The following is a 21,316-nucleotide window of genomic DNA, read 5'->3' on the forward strand; positions in this document are numbered from 1 at the left end:
CCCTACGCCCCCAGCATCGTGCGGATCCGCTCGACCAGCGCCTCCATCGCGAACGGCTTGGCGAGCAGCGCCATCCCCGGCTCGAGCGCGCCGTCGCCGACGACCGCATTCTCGGCAAAGCCCGTGATGAACAGCACCGGCAGCGTCGGCCGCGCGACCCGCGCCGCATCGGCGACTTGCCGGCCGTTGAGGCCGCCGGGCAGCCCGACATCGGTCACCAGCAAATCGATCCGCTCGGCCGAACGCAGCAGCTCGAGCGCCGCCGCGCCGGTCTCGGCCTCGAGCGCGACATAGCCGAGCTCGCCGAGCACTTCGCTCACCAGCATCCGCACGCTCGGCTCGTCATCGACGACGAGCACGGTCTCGCCGCGCCGCGCGGCGCCGAGCGTGGGCCCCGTCTGGGCAGGCGCGCGGTCACCGACCGCGCCGTCATGCCGTGGCAGATACAGGCAGATCGTCGTCCCTTCGCCGAGCGTCGAGTGGATCTGGATCTGCCCACCCGATTGCCGGACGAAGCCGTAGATCATCGACAGGCCGAGCCCTGTCCCCTGCCCGATCGGCTTGGTCGTGAAGAACGGATCGAACGCGCGGGCGATGACGTCGGCACGCATCCCCGTCCCCGAATCGGCGACGCACACTACGAGATATGCGCCGGGCGGGAGGTCTCGCACTGCGGCCGCGGACGGATCGAAAGTCTCGTTATGCGCCGTGATCCGCACCGTCCCGCCAGCCGGGCTCGCATCGCGCGCATTGATACACAGGTTGAGCAGCGCATTCTCGAGCTGGTTGGCGTCGGCCAGCACTGGCCAGCTGTTGGGCTGCGCGGCGATCTCGAGCGTGATCGACGGGCCGAGCGTGCCACGGACGAGATCCTCCATCCCGGCGATCAGCTGCGGGACATCGACCGGGCGCGGATCGAGCGGCTGGCGGCGCGAGAAAGCGAGCAACCGGTGCGTCAACGCCGCCGCGCGCACCGCGCCGGCCTGCGCCGCATTGATGTAGCGCGGCAGGTCTTCGGTGCGTCCCTGCGTCACCCGCAGCTGCATCAGCTCTAGCGCGCCCGAAATGCCCGTCAGCAGATTGTTGAAGTCATGCGCGAGCCCCCCGGTGAGCTGGCCAACCGCTTCCATCTTCTGTGCTTGGCGCAATCGCTCCTCGAGCTCGCGCTGGCGGCTGACATCGACGCCGACGCCGACGACTGTCTCCCGTCCGCCAGCCGCGTCGTGCTGGACATGGTTGCGCGCCATCACCCAGCGCACGCTGCCATCGGGCAGCCGCAGGCGATATTCGTGCGCGCCGTCCTGTCCGGTCTTGCGCGCAAGCTCGACGGCGGCCGTCAGAATCGCTTGGTCATCGGGATGGACCCGCGCCGCGACATCGGCGAGCGAGACCCCCGTTTCCAATTGCTCGGGGGTAAACCCGTACAGCTCGGCAAAGCCGATTTCGCCATCGAACCGGTCGCGCGCGACGTCATAGGTCCAGACCCCGATGCCCTCCATCGCGTTGAGCACGATCCGCGTCCGGGCATCGGCGGCCCGCAACGCGGCCTGCTGGCGCCGCTCCTCGGTAATATCGCGCGCGTTGGTGTAGAGCCGGTCGCCGACCAGCGTCGTCTGCCAGGCAAAGATACGATAGCCGCCGTCGCGCGTGCGCAGCCGCCGTTCGAGCCGATGCGTCGTCCCGGCCGCCGCGATCTGCGCGATCTCGGCCGAGCTGCCGCCTTCGTCGTCGGGATGTCGCAGCCACTGGCTGTCGCGCCCGACGATCTCCTCGTTCGACCAGCCGAGCGAGCGCTCCCACGCCGGATTAACCGCTATCCAGCATCCGTCCTGCTCGGCAATGCCAAGCAGATCGGTGCTGAACTCCCACAATTGATCGCGCTCCGCAGTTCGCGCCGCGACCTTGCGCGCAAGGTCGGCGTTGAGCGCGCGTAACTCGGTCACCGCGCGGACCCGCGCGACCGCGTCCCAGCTCAGCTCGGCAACCTCCTCGACCAAGGCGATCTCGCCACGCGTCCACGCGCGCGGCTCGGCATGGCTGACATAGAGCGCACCTTGCAATGCGCCGCCACGCACGAGCGGAACGCTCAGCCCGGCCTTGGTCCCGATCGCGCCGAGGACGGCCGGCGGTGGCGCGGCCGGATCGTCGGGAGCGTTGAATACCAGCGTGTTGCCGCGTTGCACGGTCTTGCCGATGATCTTGCCGAACACCGCCGAAGGCGTCGTGCCCGTCAGCGGCGGCAAGCGTCCGCTGACCCAACACGCTCCGTAGATCAGCAGGTCTTCGGGCGTGACCTCGAAAAATCCGACTCGGTCGACCTCGAGGAACGCGCCCAACGCCTCGGCCGTGCGCTGCATGACGTCATCCGGGCTTGGCTGGATGCGCTGTTCCTCGACGAGGGTCAGGATGAAATCGCGCTCGCGCTTCGCCGCGCGCAAGGCGTTGTCGGTCTCGACATAGTCGGTCACCTCGAGGCCCTGGTTGAACAGGCCGACGACCGTGCCGTTCTCGTCCTGGATCGGCGAAATGTTATAGGTCCAATAGGTGAGCGTCGGCACCCCGTCGCGCAGCATGGTCACAGGCTGCGACGAGAAGGTCGCGCCTTCGCCGGTCTCGAACGCCCGCCGGAAGTGTGGCTCGATCATCGACCACAATTCAGGCCGCGTCTCCGCCACCGGTAGCGCGAGCTTCGACGCGTCGGGCCCGGCCATGCCGGTCCACGCAGCATTGAAGATCAGCCAGAAGTCCGCCCCCCAATAGACCGCGCTCGGGAAGCGCGCGCGCAGGCACAGGCTGACACTCAGCTTGAGCGTGGCAGGCCAATTCTCGGGGGGGCCGAGCGGATGCCCGCTCCAGTCGTGGGTGCGCAACAGCGTCGCGATCGGCCCCGCACCGTCGAGAAAGCGCAGCTTTGCCGAGATCGATTCCACATTCGACCTCGGGACGAGATCGGGTACGGGATGTTCAACGGCCATAGGCTCAGATCTCGCACATGGGCACGGCAGCGCCGGACGGCGGCGACCAAAGCGTGCGAGCTCATGGCAAGGCTGTCAACACGGCACGATACGGCCGAAAAAATTAAGCAATATTAGCGTGCCTCACAGTGCGCCAAGATCGATCTCACCAAACCGATCGACCGCGGCATTGGCCTCGGGCATCGGATATTTGAGGCCCGTCGCGCAGTTGAACAGAACGACGCGCTCGTCCTCATCGACTTCGCCGCTGCGCAGCGCCGCGCGATAGGCGGCGAGCGTCGCGCCGCCCTCGGGACAGAGCAGCAACCCGTCCTTCTTCGCGCAATCCTCGACCGCCTTGAGGATCGCGGGATCGCCGACGCCGAGCGCCTTGCCACCGCTTTCGCGGACGGCGCGCAGGATCAGGAAATCGCCGACCGCCTTGGGGACGCGGATCCCCGCCGCGACGGTCGCGGCGTCTTCCCAGCGCTCGGCATGTTCCTCGCCCGCCTCGAACGCGCGGACGATCGGCGCGCAGCCGCTTGCCTGGATAGCATACATGCGCGGTCGCTCGGAGCCGATCCAGCCGAGCTTTTCGAGCTCGTCGAACGCCTTCCACATGCCGATCAACCCGGTGCCGCCGCCGGTCGGGTAGAAGATCGCATCGGGGAGCTTCCAGCCGAACTGCGCGGCGAGCTCGAGCCCCATCGTTTTCTTGCCCTCGATCCGGTAGGGCTCCTTCAGGGTCGAGAAATCGAACCAGCGCCCCTCGGCGGCGCCGCGCCCGACGATCGCGCCGCAATCGTCGATCTGGCCGTTGACGCGGTACACGCGCGCGCCCTGCGCGGCGATCTCGCGGATATTGACCTCGGGCGTCTCCTCGGGCGCCAGCACGATTGTCTCGATCCCGCAGCGCGTCGCATAGGCGGCGAGCGCGGCACCGGCATTGCCGTTGGTCGGCATCGCGATCCGGGTGACCCCAAGCTCCTTCGCCATCGCCACCGCCATCACGAGCCCGCGCGCCTTGAAGCTGCCCGTCGGCAAGCGGCCTTCGTCCTTGACCAGCACGTTCGCGCTGCCCGCGCTCTTGGGGATCGGCACGAGCGGCGTCTCGATCTCGCCGAGGCTGACGATGTTCTCCGTCCGCCGCACGGGCAGCAGCTCGCGCCAACGCCACAGATCGGTCTGCCGCGCCTCGAGCGTTGCCTTGGGAAGCGCGGCTTTGATCGCGTCGAGATCGTAGCGGACGAGCAGCGGGCGCCCGACGCGCGACAGGCCGTGGAGCTGATCGGCCTCGTAGCGCTCGCCCGTCATCGAGCATTCGAGATGCGTGACGAAGGTCGAGCGGTCGGCGGTAAGGTTCGAATTGATCACCACTTGCCCCCTGCAACTTCGATTGCCTTTAGCAGCGCGCGCTTGCTTTCGGTGCGGCGGTTGCCGGCGTTGCGCGGCATATCCGGGTAGCCAGCCGCGGCGCGGCGTCGCTCGATCTCAGCAACGAATGCGTCAAGCGGGATCGGCTGAGAGGTCTTGAACACCGAGGTCACCTGCTGTTTCTTCTCTGATACGACGTTCCAAATAGGCACGGTCGAGATCTTTGTGAAGCGATGCCAACACTTTCGCTTGCCCCAACATTTCGGGCGCGGCGCCTGAATGGAACTGGCCCATGCGGTCGGCGATCATGTCCTCCCTGGACAGGATTGCCGCGACGCCGTCCTCGCCGAGATCGATCAAGACGAGCCGATCACGTTCCGCCAATCCGTCAAGAAGCGTCGCGGAAACAACCTCAAACCCCAATTTGAAATCCGCATGTATCCAGCCACGCGTCGCAACCCCCGGGCCCTGCGGTCTCGTAAAGCCGAGCGCTACCAGCTCGGTTTCGAAAGCCTCCTGCCGTGCGGTTGCGATATCGAAGTCGCCCGTCGCAATCAGATTATTCGAGAACAACTCTACCGCAGCGCCACCAACTAAAACCGGCGCCTGGAATCCTTTCGCCCGAAACCCAAGACCGGCGCGCCCGAAGAACCGCAAGGCTTTTTCAAAATCGGGGCGGAGGGATCTCATCGAACAATCCCCCCCGCCCATCAGGCTCATCCCGCCTTCGCCACGCCCACCAAAGCCGGCCGCAGCAAGCGGTCCTTGATCATGTACCCCGCCTGCATCTCCTGCACGACGGTGCCGGGCGTCTGGTCGCTCGGCAGTTCGAACATCGCCTGGTGGAAGTTCGGGTCGAGCTTCTCGCCGATCGCCACCATCTTCTTGATGCCGTGGCGCTGGAACACCGCCTCGAGCTCGCGGCCGGTGGCCTCGAGGCCCGCGACCAGGCCCTTCATCTTCTCGTCGGCGCGCAGCTCGGCCGGGATCGCGTCGAGCCCGCGCGCGAGATTGTCGGCGACCGACAGCAGGTCGCGCGCGAAGTTGGTCGAGGCGTAGGCGCGTGCGTCGGCGGTTTCCTTCTCGGCGCGGCGGCGGACGTTCTGCGCCTCAGCGTGCGCGTAGAGCACGGCGGCCTTCGACTCGGCGAGTTCGGCGCGCAGCTTGGCGGTTTCGTCATGCTCGGCAACTTCGGGCGCCGCTGCGGCGGTCTCTTCGCGCAGCTCGGCCGCGTCGTTCGCCACGGTGTTTTCGTCTTCGGTCATGTCGTCCCTAGTCCATTCAAGCCATCAGCCGCGCGAGTGTCGCGGCGGTATAATCCACCATGGGCACGACGCGCGCATAGTTCAACCGCGTCGGGCCAATCACACCGACCACGCCGACCACGCGACCGTCCAATCCGCGGAACGGTTTGGCGATCACCGACGAGCCCGACAGCGAGAACAATTTGGTCTCCGCGCCGATGAAAATCCGCGTCGCATCGCCCGCGCTGGCATTGTCGAGCAGGCGCGCAATGTCCTGCTTGCCCTCGAGATCGTCGAGCAGGAAGCGCACGCGTTCGAGATCGGCGGCGGCGGAATCGTCGATCAGCCGCGCCTGGCCGCGCACGATCAGCACCGGGCGGCGCTCGCCATCCTCGCTCCAGATCGCGAGGCCGCGTTCGATCAGCGCGCGCGCGGCGCCGTCGAGCTCGGCGCGTTCGGCGAGCAGCTCGCGCTCGATCTTGGCGCGCGCCTCGAACAGCGTGAGGCCGCCAAGCATCGCGCTCATGTAATTGCCCGCCTCGATCAAAGCCGAGACCGGCAGGCCGGCTGGCAAGTCGATCACGCGGTTCTCGATCGAGCCGTCCTCGCCGACGAGCACCGCGAGCGCCCTGCCCCCAGCGGCGTCGGCCGACAGCGGCACGAAGCTCATCTGGCGCAGCACGAGTTCGCGCTTGGCGACCATCACCATCCCGGCACACGCCGACAGGCCCGACAGCGCCGCAGTGGTGGCGGCGATCGCCTCCTCGACCGGACCGCTCTGGACGAGCTGGCGCTCGATCGCGGCGCGCTCCTCGAGCGAGGGCTCGAGCGCCTGCATCATTCCGTCGACGAACAGACGCAGGCCGATCTCGGTCGGCATCCGGCCGGCGCTGGTATGCGGGGCTGCAAGCAGGCCGAGTTCTTCGAGATCCTGCATCACGTTGCGGATCGAGGCGGGCGACAGGTTCAACCCGGAGAGATGCGCGATCGTCCGCGATCCGATCGGCGCGCCGGTGTCGAGATAGCTCTGCACGACGACGCGGAAGACGTCGCGGGCGCGGTCGTTGAGCTCGGTGATCGGGGGCAGCCGCATATCGTCTATATGGGGCGGTGCGGCGCGGGGCTCAACCGGTCGCGTGTTGCGATCAACGGTGCGTTGGTTGACTCGATTGACCCCCGGAGCGAAATTGACCGGCGAGATCGTTTCCATTTCTGCGAGGATCGGCGTTCGTCTCCGACCCTTCGCCGGACGCGAGCGGTTACTGGACAGCCGACTATATCAAAGAGCCGATACGGGCATACCATAAGCACGCCGTGTAGGACAGCGCCCGCCCGTCACCCCAGCGCACGCTGGGGTCTCCCCGTTTTCGCGCGCCCGCGCGCCCGCGGGGATCCCAGCTTTCGCTGGGATGACGACGGTGGGCAGTGACGGTCGGCGCGCGGGCTAGCGGTCGCGATCTTCGCGATCCGGATCGCGCGTCACGGTCCATTCCTGCTCGAACAGCGCCGAATCCGCCACCTTGCGCCCGCTCGCATCGCGCGCCGGGCGGAAGCGGACATGCTGGAGCGCGAGCGCGCAGGTCGCGGCATCGAGCGCGCGGTTGCCGCTCGAGCGGACGATCCGGCAATCGCTGAGCCGACCGTTCACCCCGATCGTCGCGCGATACGTCACCATGCCGGCGGCCTGTGATTCATACACGTCGCGCGGCAGGTCGCGGTAGCGCAGTTCGTTGCTGATGAGCTCGGCGTCGGTCCCACCGCCGCCGCCATCGCCGTCGCCGCTATCGCCGCTGCCGGTGCCATTGCCCTGCCCGCCGCTGCCAGTTCCCGGGCCGGCGATCGCGGCGGAGCCGGTCGAGCGCTCGGCGCCGACGCCCGCGATCGGCGCGACCACCACCGGCGGCGGCTGGCGCAGCACGATCGGCGGCGGCGGCGCGACCAATTCGGTCGCCTTCGCCTTGAGGTTGGGCGGGGACGCGGCGGCTTCCTTGCGCTTCTCGGCCTTTTTGGGCGCGGGCACCGGATCGGGCTTGGGCGGGGGCGAATCGGGCAGGACCGAGATCACCTTGAGATCCTCGACGACGCGGCGCTGGAAATCGACGCCGAGCCCCATCACCAGCCCATAGCCGATCAGGCCGACGAGCACCGCCGCGCCGCCCGCGCCGATGATCCGGTCCTGTCGTGAAGCTGGTGCGTAGCCGGTCATGTCTTTGCGTCGTCCTTGGCCCCGAATGTGGGCATCCGCCGCCCCCAGCCAAGGGGTGACACCCGCCCAACGCACAGCTAGGGCGACTCGATCATTTCCAGGAGAGTTCCCATGCGCCCAAGCGGCCGCACCCCCGACCAGATGCGCACGATCACGATCGAACCGCGCTTCACCAAACATGCCGAAGGCTCGGTGCTGATCGGTTTCGGCGACACCAAGGTGCTGGTCACGGCGTCGATCGAGGAGAAGGTCCCGCCGTTCCTGCGCGGCAAGGGCGAAGGCTGGGTCACCGCCGAATACGGCATGCTCCCGCGCGCCACGCACACGCGTGGCAGCCGCGAGGCCGCCAAGGGCAAGCAGTCGGGCCGGACGCAGGAAATCCAGCGGCTGATCGGCCGTTCGCTGCGCGCGGTGACCGACCTCAAGCTGCTCGGCGAGCGCCAGATCGTGCTCGATTGCGACGTGATCCAGGCCGATGGCGGGACGCGCACCGCGTCGATCTCGGGCGCGTGGGTCGCGCTGCGGCTCGCGATCGACGGGCTGATGGCGAGCGGCAAGCTCACCGCCGACCCGCTGACGCAGAAGGTCGCGGCGATCAGCTGCGGGATCTTCAAGGGCACGCCGGTGCTCGACCTCGACTATGACGAGGATTCGAACGCCGACGCCGACGCCAACTTCGTGCTGCTCGAAAACGGCAACATCGCCGAAGTCCAGGCGACCGCCGAGGGCGCGACGTATGACGAGGAAGCGCTGCTGCGCTTGCTCCGCCTCGCCCGGATCGGCTGCACCGACATCTTTGCAGCACAAGCCAAGGCGGTCGCAAAATGACGCAAGAGGTCGCGCCGCAGGCCATTCGCAAGCTCAGCCCGGGCAAGCTCGTCATCGCCAGCCATAATGCCGGCAAGGTGCGCGAGATCGGCGCCTTGCTCGCCGAGCACGGCATCGAGGCGATCTCGGCGGCCGACCTTGATTTGCCCGAGCCCGAGGAGACCGGCACGACCTTCGTCGCCAATGCCGAACTGAAGGCATTGCAGGCGGCGGACCTGTCGGGCCTCCCCGCGCTCGCCGATGATAGCGGGCTGTGCGTCGAGGCGCTGAACGGCGACCCCGGCGTCTACACCGCGAATTGGGCGGAGACGCCGAACGGGCGCGACTGGACGCTGGCGATGACCAAGGTCGAGCAGGCGCTTGCGACCAAGGGGCCAGACGCGAGCCGCGCGGCGCACTTCGTCTGCGTGCTCGCGCTCGCCTGGCCCGATGGGCATGTGCAATGGTTCGAAGGCCGTGCCGAGGGCACGCTGACCTGGCCGCCGCGCGGCGATGTCGGGTTCGGTTATGATCCGGTGTTCGTGCCTGCGGGTGGCGACCAGACCTATGCCGAGATGGACCCGGCGCAGAAGCACGCGATCAGCCACCGCGCCGATGCCTTCGCGCAGCTTATTGCGGCGGTGGTGTAAGCCCCAATCCGTCACCCCGGCCTTGTGCCGGGGCCCACCGGGCGGCGCGTGCAGCGCTGCTTTCGTGCGGCATCGCAGCGGCTTGGTGGGCCCCGGCACAAGGCCGGGGTGACAGGTGGGTGAAAGCGGGGCTCAATCCGCCACGCGCCGCCCCACGACATTCCCCGGCGGCGAATAGCGGCACACCAGATAGTCGTCGCGCGCGCTGCTCGCGAGCGCGCAGCCGACCGCGCTGGTCCGGCGCCAGACGATCTGCGTGTAATGCGCGACATCCTGCCAGCGCCCCGTCGTGCTGATGTCGGGCACGACGCCTGCCCGGTAGCCGCGTCGCTCGTCGACCCACAGCTGCACCATCTCGTCATAGCGATACGCGCCGCGCGACCCCATGAAGAGGTTCTCGCCCTCGGAGATGCGCCCGCGCACGCCGGTCGAATGTTTGAAGTCGCGCGTCTCGGCGAGCACCGCGGCATAGCGCGCGGCATCGTCGGCCAGTTCGGCGTTCCACGCCAGCGGCGGCGCGCCGACCGCGGCGCGCGCGCGATTGTGCCCGTCGAGCATCGCGCGCTGCAGAAGCGATTCGCCGCGCGCAGCGGACGCCTCGCTCAGTCGTGGCTCGGTGACGCGCGGCGGTTCGTCCGGGTCGGACGCGGCGCATCCCGTCAGTCCCGCCACCAGGGCCAGCGCCAGCCAATGAACGCGCATCTTTCGTAATCTCCCCGATACGCCCATAGGCTCCGGTTGATGAATGCCCCCGATACGCCCCTGCTAACGCCGCCGCTCGCGCTTTATGTCCATTGGCCGTTCTGCGTGTCGAAATGCCCCTATTGCGATTTCAACAGCCATGTCCGCGAGAGCGTCGACCAGGCGGCATGGCGCGACGCTTTGCTCGCCGACCTCGCCTATGAAGCGGCGGCGCTGCCCGGACGGCGGCTCGGGTCGATCTTCTTCGGCGGTGGCACGCCCTCGCTGATGCCGCCCGCGACGGTCGCCGCGATCATCGATGCGGCAACGACGTATTGGCCGCCCGAGCCCGATATCGAGATCACGCTCGAGGCCAATCCCTCCTCGGTCGAGGCAGCGCGCTTTGCCGACATCGCGCGCGCCGGGGTCAACCGCGTGTCGCTCGGTCTGCAGGCGCTCGATGACGAAGCCTTGGTGTTCCTCGGCCGGGCGCACGGCGTCGACGAAGGGCTCGCCGCGCTGGCGACCGCGCAGGCGGCGTTTGCGCGCGTCAGCTTCGACCTGATCTATGCGCGGCCGGGCCAGACGCTTACCGCCTGGGATGCCGAGCTCAATCGTGCGCTGTCGTTCGGGACCGAGCATCTCTCGCTCTACCAGCTGACGATCGAACCCGGCACGCGCTTTGCGACCGAGGCGGCGGCGGGGCGGATCGTCATTCCCGATGGCGATTCCGCGGCCGACCTGTTCGAGGCGACGCGCACGGCGACCGCGGCGGCGGGGCTGCCGGCGTATGAGATTTCGAACCATGCGCGGCTGGGCGCGGAGAGCCGCCACAACCTCGTTTACTGGCGCTATCGCGATTATGCTGGCGTCGGTCCGGGCGCGCACGGGCGGCGCGGTGGCCTCGCGACGGCGCGGCACAAGAAGCCCGAGAACTGGATCGGCGCGGTCGCGCGCAACGGCCACGGCGCGCAGATCGAACAGCCGCTGGTGCCGGGCGAGCGCTCGACCGAAGCGTTGCTGATGGGGTTGCGGTTGCGCGAAGGTGTCGATCTCGCGCGGATCGCGGGGCTGGGCGAGACGACGGTCGATGCGCTGATCGACTGGACGGCGGCGGCGCGGCTTGAAACGCAGGGCTTGGTTGCACGCTCTGGCGACCATCTGCGCGTCACCGAGGCGGGGATGCTCCTGCTCGATGCGATCCTGCCGCTGATCGTCGTGAGCCCCTCCCCTTCAGGGGAGGGGCTTTAGAAGGTTAGAACCCGCTCGGCGCGGGCGACACCGTCACCGTCGTTCCGCTATGGATCTCCTGCACTTCGAGCGCGCGCTCGGCGACATTGTCGCGGCCGAAGCGGAATGCGCCGTCGATCCCTGAAAAACCGCCACGATCCTTGAGCCGGTCCTCGGGGAACGCGCTCCCCATCGGCCAGTCGCGCATGATGCGGATCGTCAGCAGCACCGAATCATAGCCGAGGCTCGACAGCCGGAACGGCGCCGCGCCGAAGCGGGCGCGGTATTTTGCGGCATATTGTCGGTACAGCCCGTCCGAGACGCTCGCGAACCACGCGCCCTCGAGCGCTGGCTTGCTCGCGATCGAACTTTCCGAATTCCACAATTCGGTGCCGAGGATGCGCGCGCCGCCCATGCCTTTGCGCCGCAGCACGGGGACACCCGCCGCCGCCGCAGAGCCGCCATCGGCGATCAGGATCGCCTGATACGGGGCGCTCTTGGCCATCCGCGTGATCGCCGCGGTCATCGAACCCGGCGCGCGATCATAGGTCTGCAGCGCGCCGACGCGGCCGCCGGCCGATTCGACCGCACGCAGGAACGCGGTCGAGGCGCGTTCGCCGTACACGCCGTTGGGGACGAGGCCGCCGAAGCTCGCCACGCCCTGGTCGTGCGCATATTTGACGACGCGAATGATCGACTGCGCGGGGACATAGCCCATCAGATACGCGCCGTTGCCCGCCGCGGTGGCATCGTTCGAGAAGCTCACCACGGGAACGCCGGCGCGCCGCGCGATCGGCGTCACCGCGCGGACGTCGTCGGCGAGCAAGGGGCCGAGAATCAGCTGGTTGCCATCGGCAAGCGCGCGCTGCGCGGCCTGCGCGGCACCTGCGGCGGTGTCGTAGCTGGTGATGCGGACGCGCTCGTTGCGCGAATCGAGCAGGGCCATCTGCGTGGCGTTGGCAAGGCTTTGCCCGACGCCGGCATTCGCGCCCGAGAGCGGCACGAGCAAGGCGACGCGGTGGCGCTGCGTATCGGTCGGGATGCCCGGCTCGACCGCAGGCTGCTGGCTCTGCGACGGGCGCTCGGCCGGGGGGCGCCGCGATGGGCCGGGCCCGGGCACGACCGTCTGGCAGCCCGCAAGCAGCACCGCGCCGACCAACGCTGCCCCGCGCAAAAGCCGCTTAAACCCGATGGGACGTTGCGCGCCCATATCCCGCTCTGCCATGACCACTCCCGATGAACCCTGATCTTTCCCCCGGCCTCTACATCGTTGCCACCCCGATCGGCAATCTCGGCGATCTCACGCCGCGTGCGGCGCATATCCTCAGCCACGCCGCGATCATCGCGGTCGAGGACAGCCGGGTGACGGGCAAGCTGTTGAACCATATCGGCGTCAAGCGGCCGATGACGCCGTATCACGACCACAATGCCGAGGACGTCCGCCCCGGCCTGATCGCCCGGATGGGGACCGAGGCCGTAGCCTTGGTGTCCGATGCGGGGACGCCGCTGATCTCTGATCCGGGCTACAAGCTGGTGCGCGATGCGCGCGCGGCGGGGCATACCGTGTGGACGATTCCGGGGCCGTGCGCGGCGGTGGCGGCGCTGACGCTCGCCGGGTTGCCGACCGACCGCTTCCTGTTCCTCGGCTTCCTGCCGTCGAAGGCGCAAGCGCGCGCCGCCGCAATCGCCGAAGTGGCGGCGGTACGCGCGACGCTGGTGCTGTATGAATCGGGCCCGCGGCTCGGCGTGATGCTTGCGGCACTCGCCGAGGGGCTGGGGGATCGCGAAGCGGCGGTGACGCGTGAGATCACCAAGCATTTCGAGGAAGCGGTGACGGGGACGTTGTCGCAGCTCGCCGCGCGCTATGCCGATGCGCCGCCCAAGGGCGAGATCGTCGTCGTGGTGGCAGGTCCCGGCGCGCCCGAAGCAGCGAGCGCGGCGGATGCCGACAGCGCGCTCGCCGAGGCGCTGACTCGGTTGTCGACCGGGCAGGCGGCGAGCGAAGTGGCCAAGGCGCTGGGGTTGGATCGCAAGACGCTCTACGCGCGGGCGCTGGAGTTGAAGGCGTAGCGGCTCCTACTCCCCTCCCGCTTGCGGGAGGGGTTGGGGGAGGGCATGTTCAGGCGTGCCGCGCGACATCCCCTCCCCTAGCCCCTCCCGCAAGCGGGAGGGGAATGCGAAGCGGCAAGCGGCCGAAGCCTCCGGTCGTCGCGGGGAGCGCTTGGCCGGCTGGTGGCTGCGCCTCAAGGGCTGGCAGATTCTCGCGCGGCGCGTGCGCACCCCCGCTGGCGAAGTCGATCTGATCGCGCGCAAGGACAAGCTGGTCGCCTTTGTCGAAGTGAAAATGCGCGCCACCGCCGCCGAGCTCGACTTCGCGATCGACGAGCGCCGCCTCGCCCGCGTCGCCGCCGCCGCCGAATATCTGATGCCGACCTATGCCGCGCCGGGCGACGACATCCGTGTCGATGTCATCCTGCTCGCGCCGGGCACGCAGCCGCGCCACATCGAGAATGCGTGGATCGGGTGACATCGCAGGCTCGGCACCTTAGATGCGCTTTGCCCCAACCGTCATGCCAGCGCAGGCTGGCATCTCGCGGTTGACGCGCAGCGCCCGCGCCACAGAGACCCCAGCCTCCGCTGGGGTGACGGCAAGCGGCAGGAGTCGAACATGTCCCTCACTGTCGCCGTCCAGATGGATCCGATCGCGCATATCAACATCGCGGGTGATTCGACCTTCGCGCTGATGCTCGCCGCGCAGCAGCGCGGGCACAAACTGTTCCACTACAATGCCGAAGACCTGAATTATGCGAACGGCCGTGTCTGGACCAAGGCCGATCCCGTCACCGTGCAGCGCGTCGTCGGCGATCATTACAGTTTCGGCGAGCCCGTCAGCCTCGATCTCGGCGACGAGGCCGACGTCGTGCTGATGCGGCAGGATCCGCCGTTCGACCTCGGCTACATCACCGCGACGCATTTGCTCGAGCGGATCGCGCACAAGACGCTGGTGGTCAACGACCCCGCCTCGGTCCGCAATGCGCCCGAAAAGGTGTTCGTGCTCGATTACCCGCAGTTCATGCCGCCGACGCTCGTCACGCGCAGCCTCGACGAGGCGCGTGCCTTCCTCGCGCAGCACGGCGAGATCGTGATCAAGCCGCTGCACGGCAATGGCGGCAAGGCGATCTTCAAGGTCGGATCGGACGGCGCGAACCTGTCGGCGCTAATCGAGGTGTTCAACACGATGTGGCGCGAGCCGCACATGGTGCAGGCGTTCCTTCCGGCGGTCGCCAAGGGCGACAAGCGGATCGTGCTGATCGACGGAGAGGTTGCTGGCGCGATCAACCGGCTGCCCGGCGAAGGCGAGATCCGCTCGAACCTCGCGGTCGGCGGGTCGGCGGTGAAGACCGAGTTGACGGACAAGGAGCGCGAGATCTGTGCGGTGCTCGGGCCGGAGCTCAAGAAGCGCGGGCTGCTGTTCGTCGGGATCGACGTGATCGGCGGCGAGTGGTTGACTGAGATCAACGTCACCTCGCCGACCGGGATCGTCGCGATCGAGCGGTTCGACGGGACCGATGTGGCGGGGCTGATCTGGGATGCGATCGAGCGGAATGTTGCAGCGCGTGGGTGATTCGCCCTTCTTCCCCCCTCCCGCACGCGGGAGGGGAGAAGAAGACGTGACCGACTTCATCGTCAACCTCACGGCGTGGGGCGGCTATTTCGGCATCTTCGTGCTGATGGTGCTCGAGAACGTCTTCCCGCCGATCCCGTCCGAAGTGATCATGGGGCTCGGCGGGATCGCGGTGGCGCGCGGGCAGATGACGCTCGTGCCGCTGATCGTCGCGGGCACGGTCGGGACCGTCGTCGGCAATTACTTCTGGTACGCGATCGGCTACCGGCTCGGCTATCGCCGGCTGCGGCCGTTCGTCGATCGTTATGGCCGCTGGCTGACGCTCGACTGGCAGCATGTCGTCGCGCTCGAGGCCTTCTTCCGGTCGCGCGGGCAGTGGGTGGTGTTCGTGTTCCGCTTCATGCCCGCCTTTCGCACGATGGTGTCGCTGCCCGCCGGGATGGCGCGGATGTCGCATTTGCGCTTCCTGCTGTGGACTGCGGCGGGCTCGGCGATCTGGAACACCGGGCTGGCGGTTGCCGGCTATTATCTCGGCGCCAATTTCCGCGAGCTCGATCGGTTTATCGGTCCGGCGGCGATCGCGCTGACGGTGGCGATCGTGGTTGGCTATCTGTGGCGGCTGCTGCGCTGGAGGCCACGCGCCTAAGGCTTGGCCGCGCGCCCTCCCCCACCGTCACCCCGGGCTTGTCCCGGGGTCCACCGGAATACGCGCCCTGCCCGCGAGGCTCGCGCGGAGCGGTGGACCCCGGCACGAGGCCGGGGTGACGAAAAAGCGCCTAAGCCCGCGGATGCGCGTTGCGGTAGACGTCGAGCAGATGCGCGGCATCGACTTGCGTATAGATTTGCGTCGAACTGAGGCTCGCATGCCCGAGCAACTCCTGCAGCGCGCGCAGATCGGCGCCGCGCCCGAGCAGATGCGTCGCGAACGAATGCCGCAACGCGTGCGGTGTCGTGCCATCGGGCAGCCCGAGCCGCACGCGCGCGCCTTGCACCGCGCGCCGCACCAGGCGGGGTGACAGCGGCCCTCCCTTCGCGCCGCGGAAGATCGGCGCGTCGCGCGCGGTGCCGTACGGACTGAGCGCGACATACGCCTCGACCGCCGCGCGCACTTGCGGGAGCAACGGGACAATCCGCGTCTTGTCGCGCTTGCCCGTCACGACGAGCGTCGCGCCGAGCGGGAGCACCGCGCCGGTCAGCGACAGCGCCTCGGCAACGCGCAAGCCCGCGCCGTACAGCAGCAGCAACACCGCGAGGTCGCGCGCGCCGATCCACGGTTCGCTGGCATCGTCGGCGACATCGTCGGCGAGCGCGACGGCTTCGTCGGGCGAGACCGGGCGCGGCACGCCTTTCTTGACGCGCGGGCCCTTGAGCCGCGGCGTGGTGCCCTCGCCCGTCGCGAAGGTGAGGAAACCGCGCACCGCCGAGAGTTCGCGCGCGGCGGACGCGTTGCTCAGCCCGTCGCTGCGGCGCTGGGCGAGGAAGGCGCGCAGATCGGCGGTGTCGGTCCGGGCGAGCGCGGTACGGTCTACGGCCTCGCCCCAATGCTGGGTGAGGAAGCCGCACAGCCGCGTCGCGGTCGCCTCATAGGCGCGCACGGTATGCACCGAACGCCGCCGGTCGCGCGCGAGGTGCTCGGCGTAGAGGCGGGGGAGGTCTGACATTGGGGCGGGGTGTAGCGGACCTCACCCACCGCCGTCACCCCGGCCTCGTGCCGGGGTCTACCCAGCCGCGGGCGCGACGCCGCTTATCCTGCCGCAACCTCGCGGCATGGTGGACCCCGGCACAAGGCCGGGGTGACGAACCGGTTGGAAACACTCGCCCCCTTTGCACCCGCCCCCTCGACCCGCCATATGCGCTCCATGTCCCGCGCCCGCGTCCTCGTCCTCAACTCCGCGCTCGGCCCGCTCGATTACCGCGTGCCGCACGGCATGAGCGTCGAGCCGGGCTCGGTGGTCGTCGCGCCGCTGGGCCCGCGGCAGTTGCTTGGCGTGGTGTGGGAGCCCGAGCGGATGCCATCCGACGCCGAAGTCGGCGACAACCGGCTGCGCAACCTCGTCGGCGTCGCGCCGGTGCCGCCGCTCGCCGCGCCGCTGCGGCGGCTGATCGAATGGACCGCGGACTATTATCTCGCCTCGCCAGCAGCGGTCGTTCGGATGGCGCTGTCATCGACCTCGGCGCTCGAGGGCAGCAAGACGATCACCGAATATCGTGCGACCGGCGAAGTCCCCGCGCGCCTGACGCCGCAGCGCGAGCAGGCGCTCGAAAAGATCGGCAGCTTCCAGGGGCTGATCCGCGAGCTCGCCGCGCTTGGCGAGGTGTCCGACGCGGTGATCCGCGGGCTCGTCAAGGTGGGTGCGCTCGAAGCGGTCGAGGTCGATATCGACAGCCCCTTCCCCGCGCCCGATCCCGATTTCGCAGCGCCCGCGCTCTCGCCCGACCAGCGCGCGGCCTCGGCCACGCTCGTCGCCGACGTTACCGCGCGCGCCTTTGCACCGACCTTGCTCGACGGCGTCACGGGCTCTGGCAAGACCGAAGTCTATTTCGAAGCGGTCGCCGCCGCGATCCGCGAGAACCGCCAGTGCCTCGTGTTGCTCCCCGAAATCGCGCTGACCGAGCCCTTCCTCAAGCGCTTCGCCGCGCGCTTCGGCGTCCAGCCGGTGGCGTGGCATTCGGGCTTGCGCCAGTCGCAACGGCGGCGCGCGTGGCGCGGCATCGCCAGCGGGCAAGCGCTGGTCACCGTCGGCGCGCGCTCGGCGCTGTTCCTGCCGTATGCCAATCTCGGGCTGATCGTCGTCGACGAAGCGCACGAGACGAGCTTCAAACAGGAAGAGGGCGTGCATTATCACGCGCGCGACGTCGCGGTGATGCGCGGCAAGTTCGAGGAGATCCCGGTGATCCTCGCCTCGGCGACCCCGGCGATCGAGACGCGCCAGCAAGTCGCGCTCGGCCGCTATGCCGAGGTCAAGCTCCCCGGCCGCTGGGGCGCCGCCGAGATGCCCGCGATCGAGGCGATCGACTTGATCGCCGAACCGCCCGAACGCGGCCGCTGGATCGCGCCGCGCCTCGTGAAAGCGATGGAGGCGACGCTGGAGCGGCGCGAACAGTCGCTGCTGTTCCTCAACCGCCGCGGTTACGCTCCGCTCACACTGTGCCGCACCTGCGGCCACCGCTTCCAATGCCCCAATTGCACCGCGTGGATGGTCGAGCATCGCCTCGTCCGCCGGCTCGCGTGCCACCATTGCGGCCACACCGAGCCGGTCCCGAAGATCTGCCCCGAATGCCATAACGAGGACACGCTCGCCGCGGTCGGCCCCGGGGTCGAGCGGATCGCCGACGAAGTGACCGAACTGTTCCCCACCGCCAAGATCGCGGTGGTCACCTCGGACACGATGTGGTCGCCCGCCAAGGCCGCCGAGTTCGTGGCACGGATGGAGGCGCACGACATCGACATCGTCGTCGGCACGCAGCTCGTCACCAAGGGCTATCACTTCCCCAACCTCACGCTGGTGGGCGTGATCGACGCCGATCTCGGCCTCGATGGCGGCGATCTGCGCGCGAGCGAGCGGACCTTCCAGCAGATCTGCCAGGTCGCCGGCCGCGCCGGGCGCGGCGCCAAGCCGGGGCACGTCTACATCCAGACGCACAGCCCCGATGCGGCGGTGATGAAGGCGCTCGTCTCGGGCGATACGGAGGCGTTCTACAGCGCCGAGACCGAGCATCGCCGCGAGGCCAATGCGCCGCCGTTCGGGCGTTTCGCCGGGATCGTCGTGTCGAGCGAGGACCAGCAGGCGGCGCTCGAGACCGCGCGGCTGATCGGCCGCGCTGCGCCGCAGCTCGAGGCGATGGAAGTCTACGGCCCCGCCCCTGCCCCGCTCGCGATGCTGCGCGGGCGGCATCGCTTCCGCCTGTTGATCCACGCCAAGCGCGGGCTGGCGGTGCAGGACGTGGTGCGCGACTGGCTCGGCGGGCTCGACTGGCCGAGCAAGGTGCGCGTCGTCGTGGATGTCGATCCGTACAGCTTCGTATGACCTAGCTTGCCGTGCCGGTACCCGGCCGATACGCTGGTCGGCGACATTTGGCGGGGGCTGAAACATGGTACGGAAATGGGTATGTGCGGCGCTGTTGGCGGCCACGTCGAGCGCTGCCGGCGCGACGTGGCGGACCGCCACTTCGACCAATTTCATCGTCTATACCGAGGGGAGCGAAACGAGCGCGCGCGCGCTGGCGGAGCGGCTCGAAAAGTATGAGAACGTGCTGCGGGTCATCTCCGGCGCCAAGACGACCCCGAATACGACTCCGATCCGCGTCTTCATGGTACCCAGCCAGACTGCGGTGCAAGACACGATGCCGTTCCCCAGCAGCGGCGTCGCAGGCTATTATGACGACGACATTCGCGGATCGTACACCGTCATGCCGCGCGCCGGGATCGAAGGGGATGACGGCTCGTTCGCGCAGGTCGTGCTGTTCCACGAACTGGCGCACCAGTTCATGTTCCATAACTTTTCGGGCGCCTACCCGACTTGGTACATCGAGGGCTTTGCCGACTATTACGGCACGACCAAGATCGGCGCAAAGGATGTAACGACGGTCGGGATCCCGCTGGAGAACCGCTACAAGTCGCTGAACGACAACGCCTGGATACCCATCTCGCAAGTCCTCTCGGCCCGCCGGTACAGCGATGTGACCAACGTCTATCTGCTTTATGCCGAGGGCTGGCTGCTCGTGCATTATCTCTCGACGACGCAGAAGCGGCCCGGCCAGCTGACCGCCTATCTCAAGGCGATCAACGACGGCAGCAGCTTCGAGGCCGCGGCGACCAAGGCGTTCGGCAATGTTTCGGCGCTCGATGCGGAATTGCGCGACTATGCGGCGGTGCGGAACCATCAGGTGCTCGATCTGCCGTTCAAGAAGCTCGATCCCGGCCCGGTCACGGTTCAGACGCTGAGCCCCGCGCAGAGCGCGCTGGTCCCCTTCCAGATCCGGCTGAGCGCGGGTGTCCCCGCTGCCAATTTCGCCGATTTCGAACAACGGCTCGGCAGCGTCGTGGCCTCCTATCCCGATGATCCGTCGGCGCTCGCGGTGCTGAGCGATGCGCAAATGCTCGTCCAGCATCACGATGCGGCGCGCGCCACCGTCGCGCATTGGCTGAAGGTCGCGCCGCAGGATCCGCGCGCGCTGATGTTCCAGGGAATGCTCGATGTGGAGGGACTGCGAGTCGCCAAGGTCACCGATCCGGCGCGCTGGACCGCCGCGCGCCAGTCGATCCTCGCCGCCAACCGGCTTGCGCCGCACACGCCCCGCATCCTCAAGGCCTATTATGAGAGCTTTACCGCACAGGGCGTGCTGCCGCCTGCGGGGGCGCAAAACGGCTTGCTCGCCGCCTTCGACACGATGCCGGAAAACGCCGAGCTGCGGCGGATGGTCGCGTCCGATTTCGAGGCCCGCGACATGCTCGACGATGCCATCGACACGATCCGGCCGCTGGCCTTCAGAACACGCGCGAGCGGCGAACAAAGCGCCAAGGACAAGGCGCGCGACGACAAGATGTCGGTGAAATACCGGCTCGCCGGCGCGGGGGCCAAGGAAGAGACCGCGCGCGAAATGCTCGAGCGGCTCGAGAAGCGGCGCGCGGGGGGTGCCAAGGCGGCTAAACCGGCGGAAAGCTGACGCGCGCCGAAACGCGATCGACTCACGCCAGCGGCGGCGGCACGGCGATCGGCGCCCGCTCGCCCGCCGCGACGGGCCGCCGGTCGCCGGCCAGGATGCGGTCGTTCATCCAGGCGAGCAGGATCGGGTCGATCGGGTTCTGGAAGGCGAGGCCGGCGGTGTCGTTGCGGCACCAGGCGACCGTCGTGACGACGACCGTGTTGCCGATCGTCAGGATCAGGCCGCCCTGGTGCTGCAGCGGCGGCAGGCTGCCGCGGATCAGCGCGCCGCGCGTGGAAATGTTGGCGATCTCGACCAGCGTCTTGACGATCCCGTAGCCGCTCACCGAGCCGTGCAGCGCGACGCCGTGGCGCAGCAAGCCGCGCTGATCACCCGGCGGAGCGCGGCGATCGAGTTCCGCCATCGCCACCGTCGCCAGCGCGGCCAATTGGCGCCGCTCGCGCGCGCAAAAATCGGCGCGTGGGACCGAATCGATGATGCAGACCGTGCCGATGTTGAAACCGCCCGGCGTCGTCAGCGGCGCGCCAGCGTAGAACCGGATGTGCGGCGCGTGCACCACCAGTGCATTTTCGTTGAAGCGCGGATCGACCATCGCATCGGGGACGACCATCGGCGCGTTCGACAGGATCGTATGCGCGCAGAAGGCGTCCTCGCGCCGGGTCTCGGCAAAATCGATTCCGCGCCGCGCCTTCAACCATTGCCGGTCGTCGTCGACGAACGACACCGCGCTCGACGGCACGCTGAACACGCGTTGCGCGATCCGTACGACATCGTTGAACACGGGCTCGGGCGCGGTATCGAGGATCGCATAGCGTTTCAGGGCGTCGAGCCGGGACGCCTCATCGTCCGGGACAGGAAAGCGTCGATCGACGAGCATG

At 68.5% G+C, this 21,316-nt stretch carries 20 protein-coding genes; 9 read left to right on the forward strand and 11 right to left on the reverse strand.

The genetic code is table 11. From position 1 onward, the window contains the following. Positions 1-2 precede the first annotated feature (2 nt). From QN347_RS01465 to QN347_RS01495, 7 genes are all read right to left on the reverse strand, one after another. The gene (locus tag QN347_RS01465; protein ID WP_323493951.1) at positions 3-2,975 is read right to left on the reverse strand and encodes a PAS domain-containing protein; all 2,973 of its coding nucleotides are present in this window, start codon (positions 2,973-2,975) and stop codon (positions 3-5) included. A 123-nt stretch (positions 2,976-3,098) separates the two neighbouring features. Next, positions 3,099-4,325 carry a threonine synthase gene (locus tag QN347_RS01470; RefSeq protein WP_322164179.1) on the reverse strand — a complete coding sequence of 409 codons (1,227 nt, stop codon included), beginning with the start codon at positions 4,323-4,325 and terminating at the stop codon, positions 3,099-3,101. Then, positions 4,325-4,501 carry a hypothetical protein gene (locus QN347_RS01475; protein ID WP_165954427.1) on the reverse strand — a complete coding sequence of 59 codons (177 nt, stop codon included), beginning with the start codon at positions 4,499-4,501 and terminating at the stop codon, positions 4,325-4,327. Before QN347_RS01475 ends, QN347_RS01470 begins: the two co-directional genes overlap by 1 nt. After that, positions 4,461-5,018 (reverse strand): hypothetical protein, encoded by a 558-nt coding sequence (locus tag QN347_RS01480; RefSeq protein WP_322162510.1) that lies wholly within the window; start codon positions 5,016-5,018, stop codon positions 4,461-4,463. Before QN347_RS01480 ends, QN347_RS01475 begins: the two co-directional genes overlap by 41 nt. A gap of 26 nt (positions 5,019-5,044) precedes the next feature. Then, positions 5,045-5,593, reverse strand: a complete 549-nt coding sequence (grpE, locus tag QN347_RS01485) for a nucleotide exchange factor GrpE (RefSeq protein WP_133186388.1) — start codon at positions 5,591-5,593, stop codon at positions 5,045-5,047. 16 nt (positions 5,594-5,609) lie between these two features. Then, positions 5,610-6,665, reverse strand: a complete 1,056-nt coding sequence (hrcA, locus tag QN347_RS01490; RefSeq protein ID WP_322162508.1) for a heat-inducible transcriptional repressor HrcA — start codon at positions 6,663-6,665, stop codon at positions 5,610-5,612. A gap of 351 nt (positions 6,666-7,016) precedes the next feature. Then, positions 7,017-7,778, reverse strand: coding sequence for a TonB family protein (locus QN347_RS01495; protein WP_322162507.1), 762 nt, complete (start codon positions 7,776-7,778; stop codon positions 7,017-7,019). 111 nt (positions 7,779-7,889) lie between these two features. Between QN347_RS01495 and rph the strand changes: the two genes are divergently transcribed. Continuing rightward, positions 7,890-8,606: a ribonuclease PH gene (gene rph, locus QN347_RS01500; protein WP_133186384.1), complete on the forward strand. Its 717-nt coding sequence runs from the start codon at positions 7,890-7,892 to the stop codon at positions 8,604-8,606. After that, positions 8,603-9,235, forward strand: a complete 633-nt coding sequence (gene rdgB, locus QN347_RS01505) for an RdgB/HAM1 family non-canonical purine NTP pyrophosphatase (RefSeq protein ID WP_322162504.1) — start codon at positions 8,603-8,605, stop codon at positions 9,233-9,235. Before rph ends, rdgB begins: the two co-directional genes overlap by 4 nt. 132 nt (positions 9,236-9,367) lie before the next feature. On the opposite strand, the gene QN347_RS01510 is transcribed toward rdgB, so the two are convergent. Next, positions 9,368-9,937: a CAP domain-containing protein gene (locus QN347_RS01510; RefSeq protein ID WP_322162503.1), complete on the reverse strand. Its 570-nt coding sequence runs from the start codon at positions 9,935-9,937 to the stop codon at positions 9,368-9,370. Positions 9,938-9,976: 39 nt separating this feature from the next. On the opposite strand from QN347_RS01510, the gene hemW reads away from it, so the two are divergent. Then, the gene (gene hemW / locus QN347_RS01515; protein ID WP_322162502.1) at positions 9,977-11,167 is read left to right on the forward strand and encodes a radical SAM family heme chaperone HemW; all 1,191 of its coding nucleotides are present in this window, start codon (positions 9,977-9,979) and stop codon (positions 11,165-11,167) included. A 4-nt stretch (positions 11,168-11,171) separates the two neighbouring features. Here the strand turns inward: hemW and QN347_RS01520 are convergent, their stop codons facing one another. Next, positions 11,172-12,371 (reverse strand): penicillin-binding protein activator, encoded by a 1,200-nt coding sequence (locus QN347_RS01520; protein ID WP_322162500.1) that lies wholly within the window; start codon positions 12,369-12,371, stop codon positions 11,172-11,174. An 11-nt stretch (positions 12,372-12,382) separates the two neighbouring features. On the opposite strand from QN347_RS01520, the gene rsmI reads away from it, so the two are divergent. From rsmI to QN347_RS01540, 4 genes are all read left to right on the forward strand, one after another. Then, complete coding sequence (gene rsmI, locus QN347_RS01525; RefSeq protein WP_322162498.1) at positions 12,383-13,216, forward strand: 16S rRNA (cytidine(1402)-2'-O)-methyltransferase; 834 nt, start codon at positions 12,383-12,385, stop codon at positions 13,214-13,216. 151 nt (positions 13,217-13,367) lie between these two features. After that, positions 13,368-13,673, forward strand: coding sequence for a YraN family protein (locus tag QN347_RS01530; RefSeq protein WP_322162496.1), 306 nt, complete (start codon positions 13,368-13,370; stop codon positions 13,671-13,673). Positions 13,674-13,814: 141 nt separating this feature from the next. Further along, positions 13,815-14,771 (forward strand): glutathione synthase, encoded by a 957-nt coding sequence (gene gshB, locus QN347_RS01535; protein ID WP_322162495.1) that lies wholly within the window; start codon positions 13,815-13,817, stop codon positions 14,769-14,771. A 46-nt stretch (positions 14,772-14,817) separates the two neighbouring features. Continuing rightward, positions 14,818-15,417, forward strand: coding sequence for a DedA family protein (locus tag QN347_RS01540; protein WP_322162493.1), 600 nt, complete (start codon positions 14,818-14,820; stop codon positions 15,415-15,417). A gap of 130 nt (positions 15,418-15,547) precedes the next feature. Here QN347_RS01540 and QN347_RS01545 read toward each other — a convergent pair whose 3' ends face one another. Continuing rightward, positions 15,548-16,432: a tyrosine recombinase XerC gene (locus QN347_RS01545; RefSeq protein WP_322162490.1), complete on the reverse strand. Its 885-nt coding sequence runs from the start codon at positions 16,430-16,432 to the stop codon at positions 15,548-15,550. Positions 16,433-16,621: 189 nt separating this feature from the next. Here QN347_RS01545 and QN347_RS01550 point away from each other — a divergent pair, with 189 nt between their 5' ends. After that, positions 16,622-18,799 (forward strand): primosomal protein N', encoded by a 2,178-nt coding sequence (locus tag QN347_RS01550; RefSeq protein WP_322162489.1) that lies wholly within the window; start codon positions 16,622-16,624, stop codon positions 18,797-18,799. Between the two features lie 64 nt (positions 18,800-18,863). After that, positions 18,864-20,438, forward strand: a complete 1,575-nt coding sequence (locus QN347_RS01555; RefSeq protein WP_322162488.1) for a peptidase MA family metallohydrolase — start codon at positions 18,864-18,866, stop codon at positions 20,436-20,438. A 22-nt stretch (positions 20,439-20,460) separates the two neighbouring features. On the opposite strand, the gene QN347_RS01560 is transcribed toward QN347_RS01555, so the two are convergent. After that, a complete protein-coding gene (locus QN347_RS01560) occupies positions 20,461-21,315 on the reverse strand; it encodes a GAF domain-containing protein (RefSeq protein ID WP_322162486.1) in 855 nt (284 codons plus the stop codon). Between the last annotated feature and the right edge of the window lies 1 nt (position 21,316).

Source organism: Sphingomonas sp. 10B4 (genome assembly GCF_035019905.1).
GTDB classification, from domain to species: Bacteria; Pseudomonadota; Alphaproteobacteria; order Sphingomonadales; family Sphingomonadaceae; genus Sphingomonas; species Sphingomonas glacialis.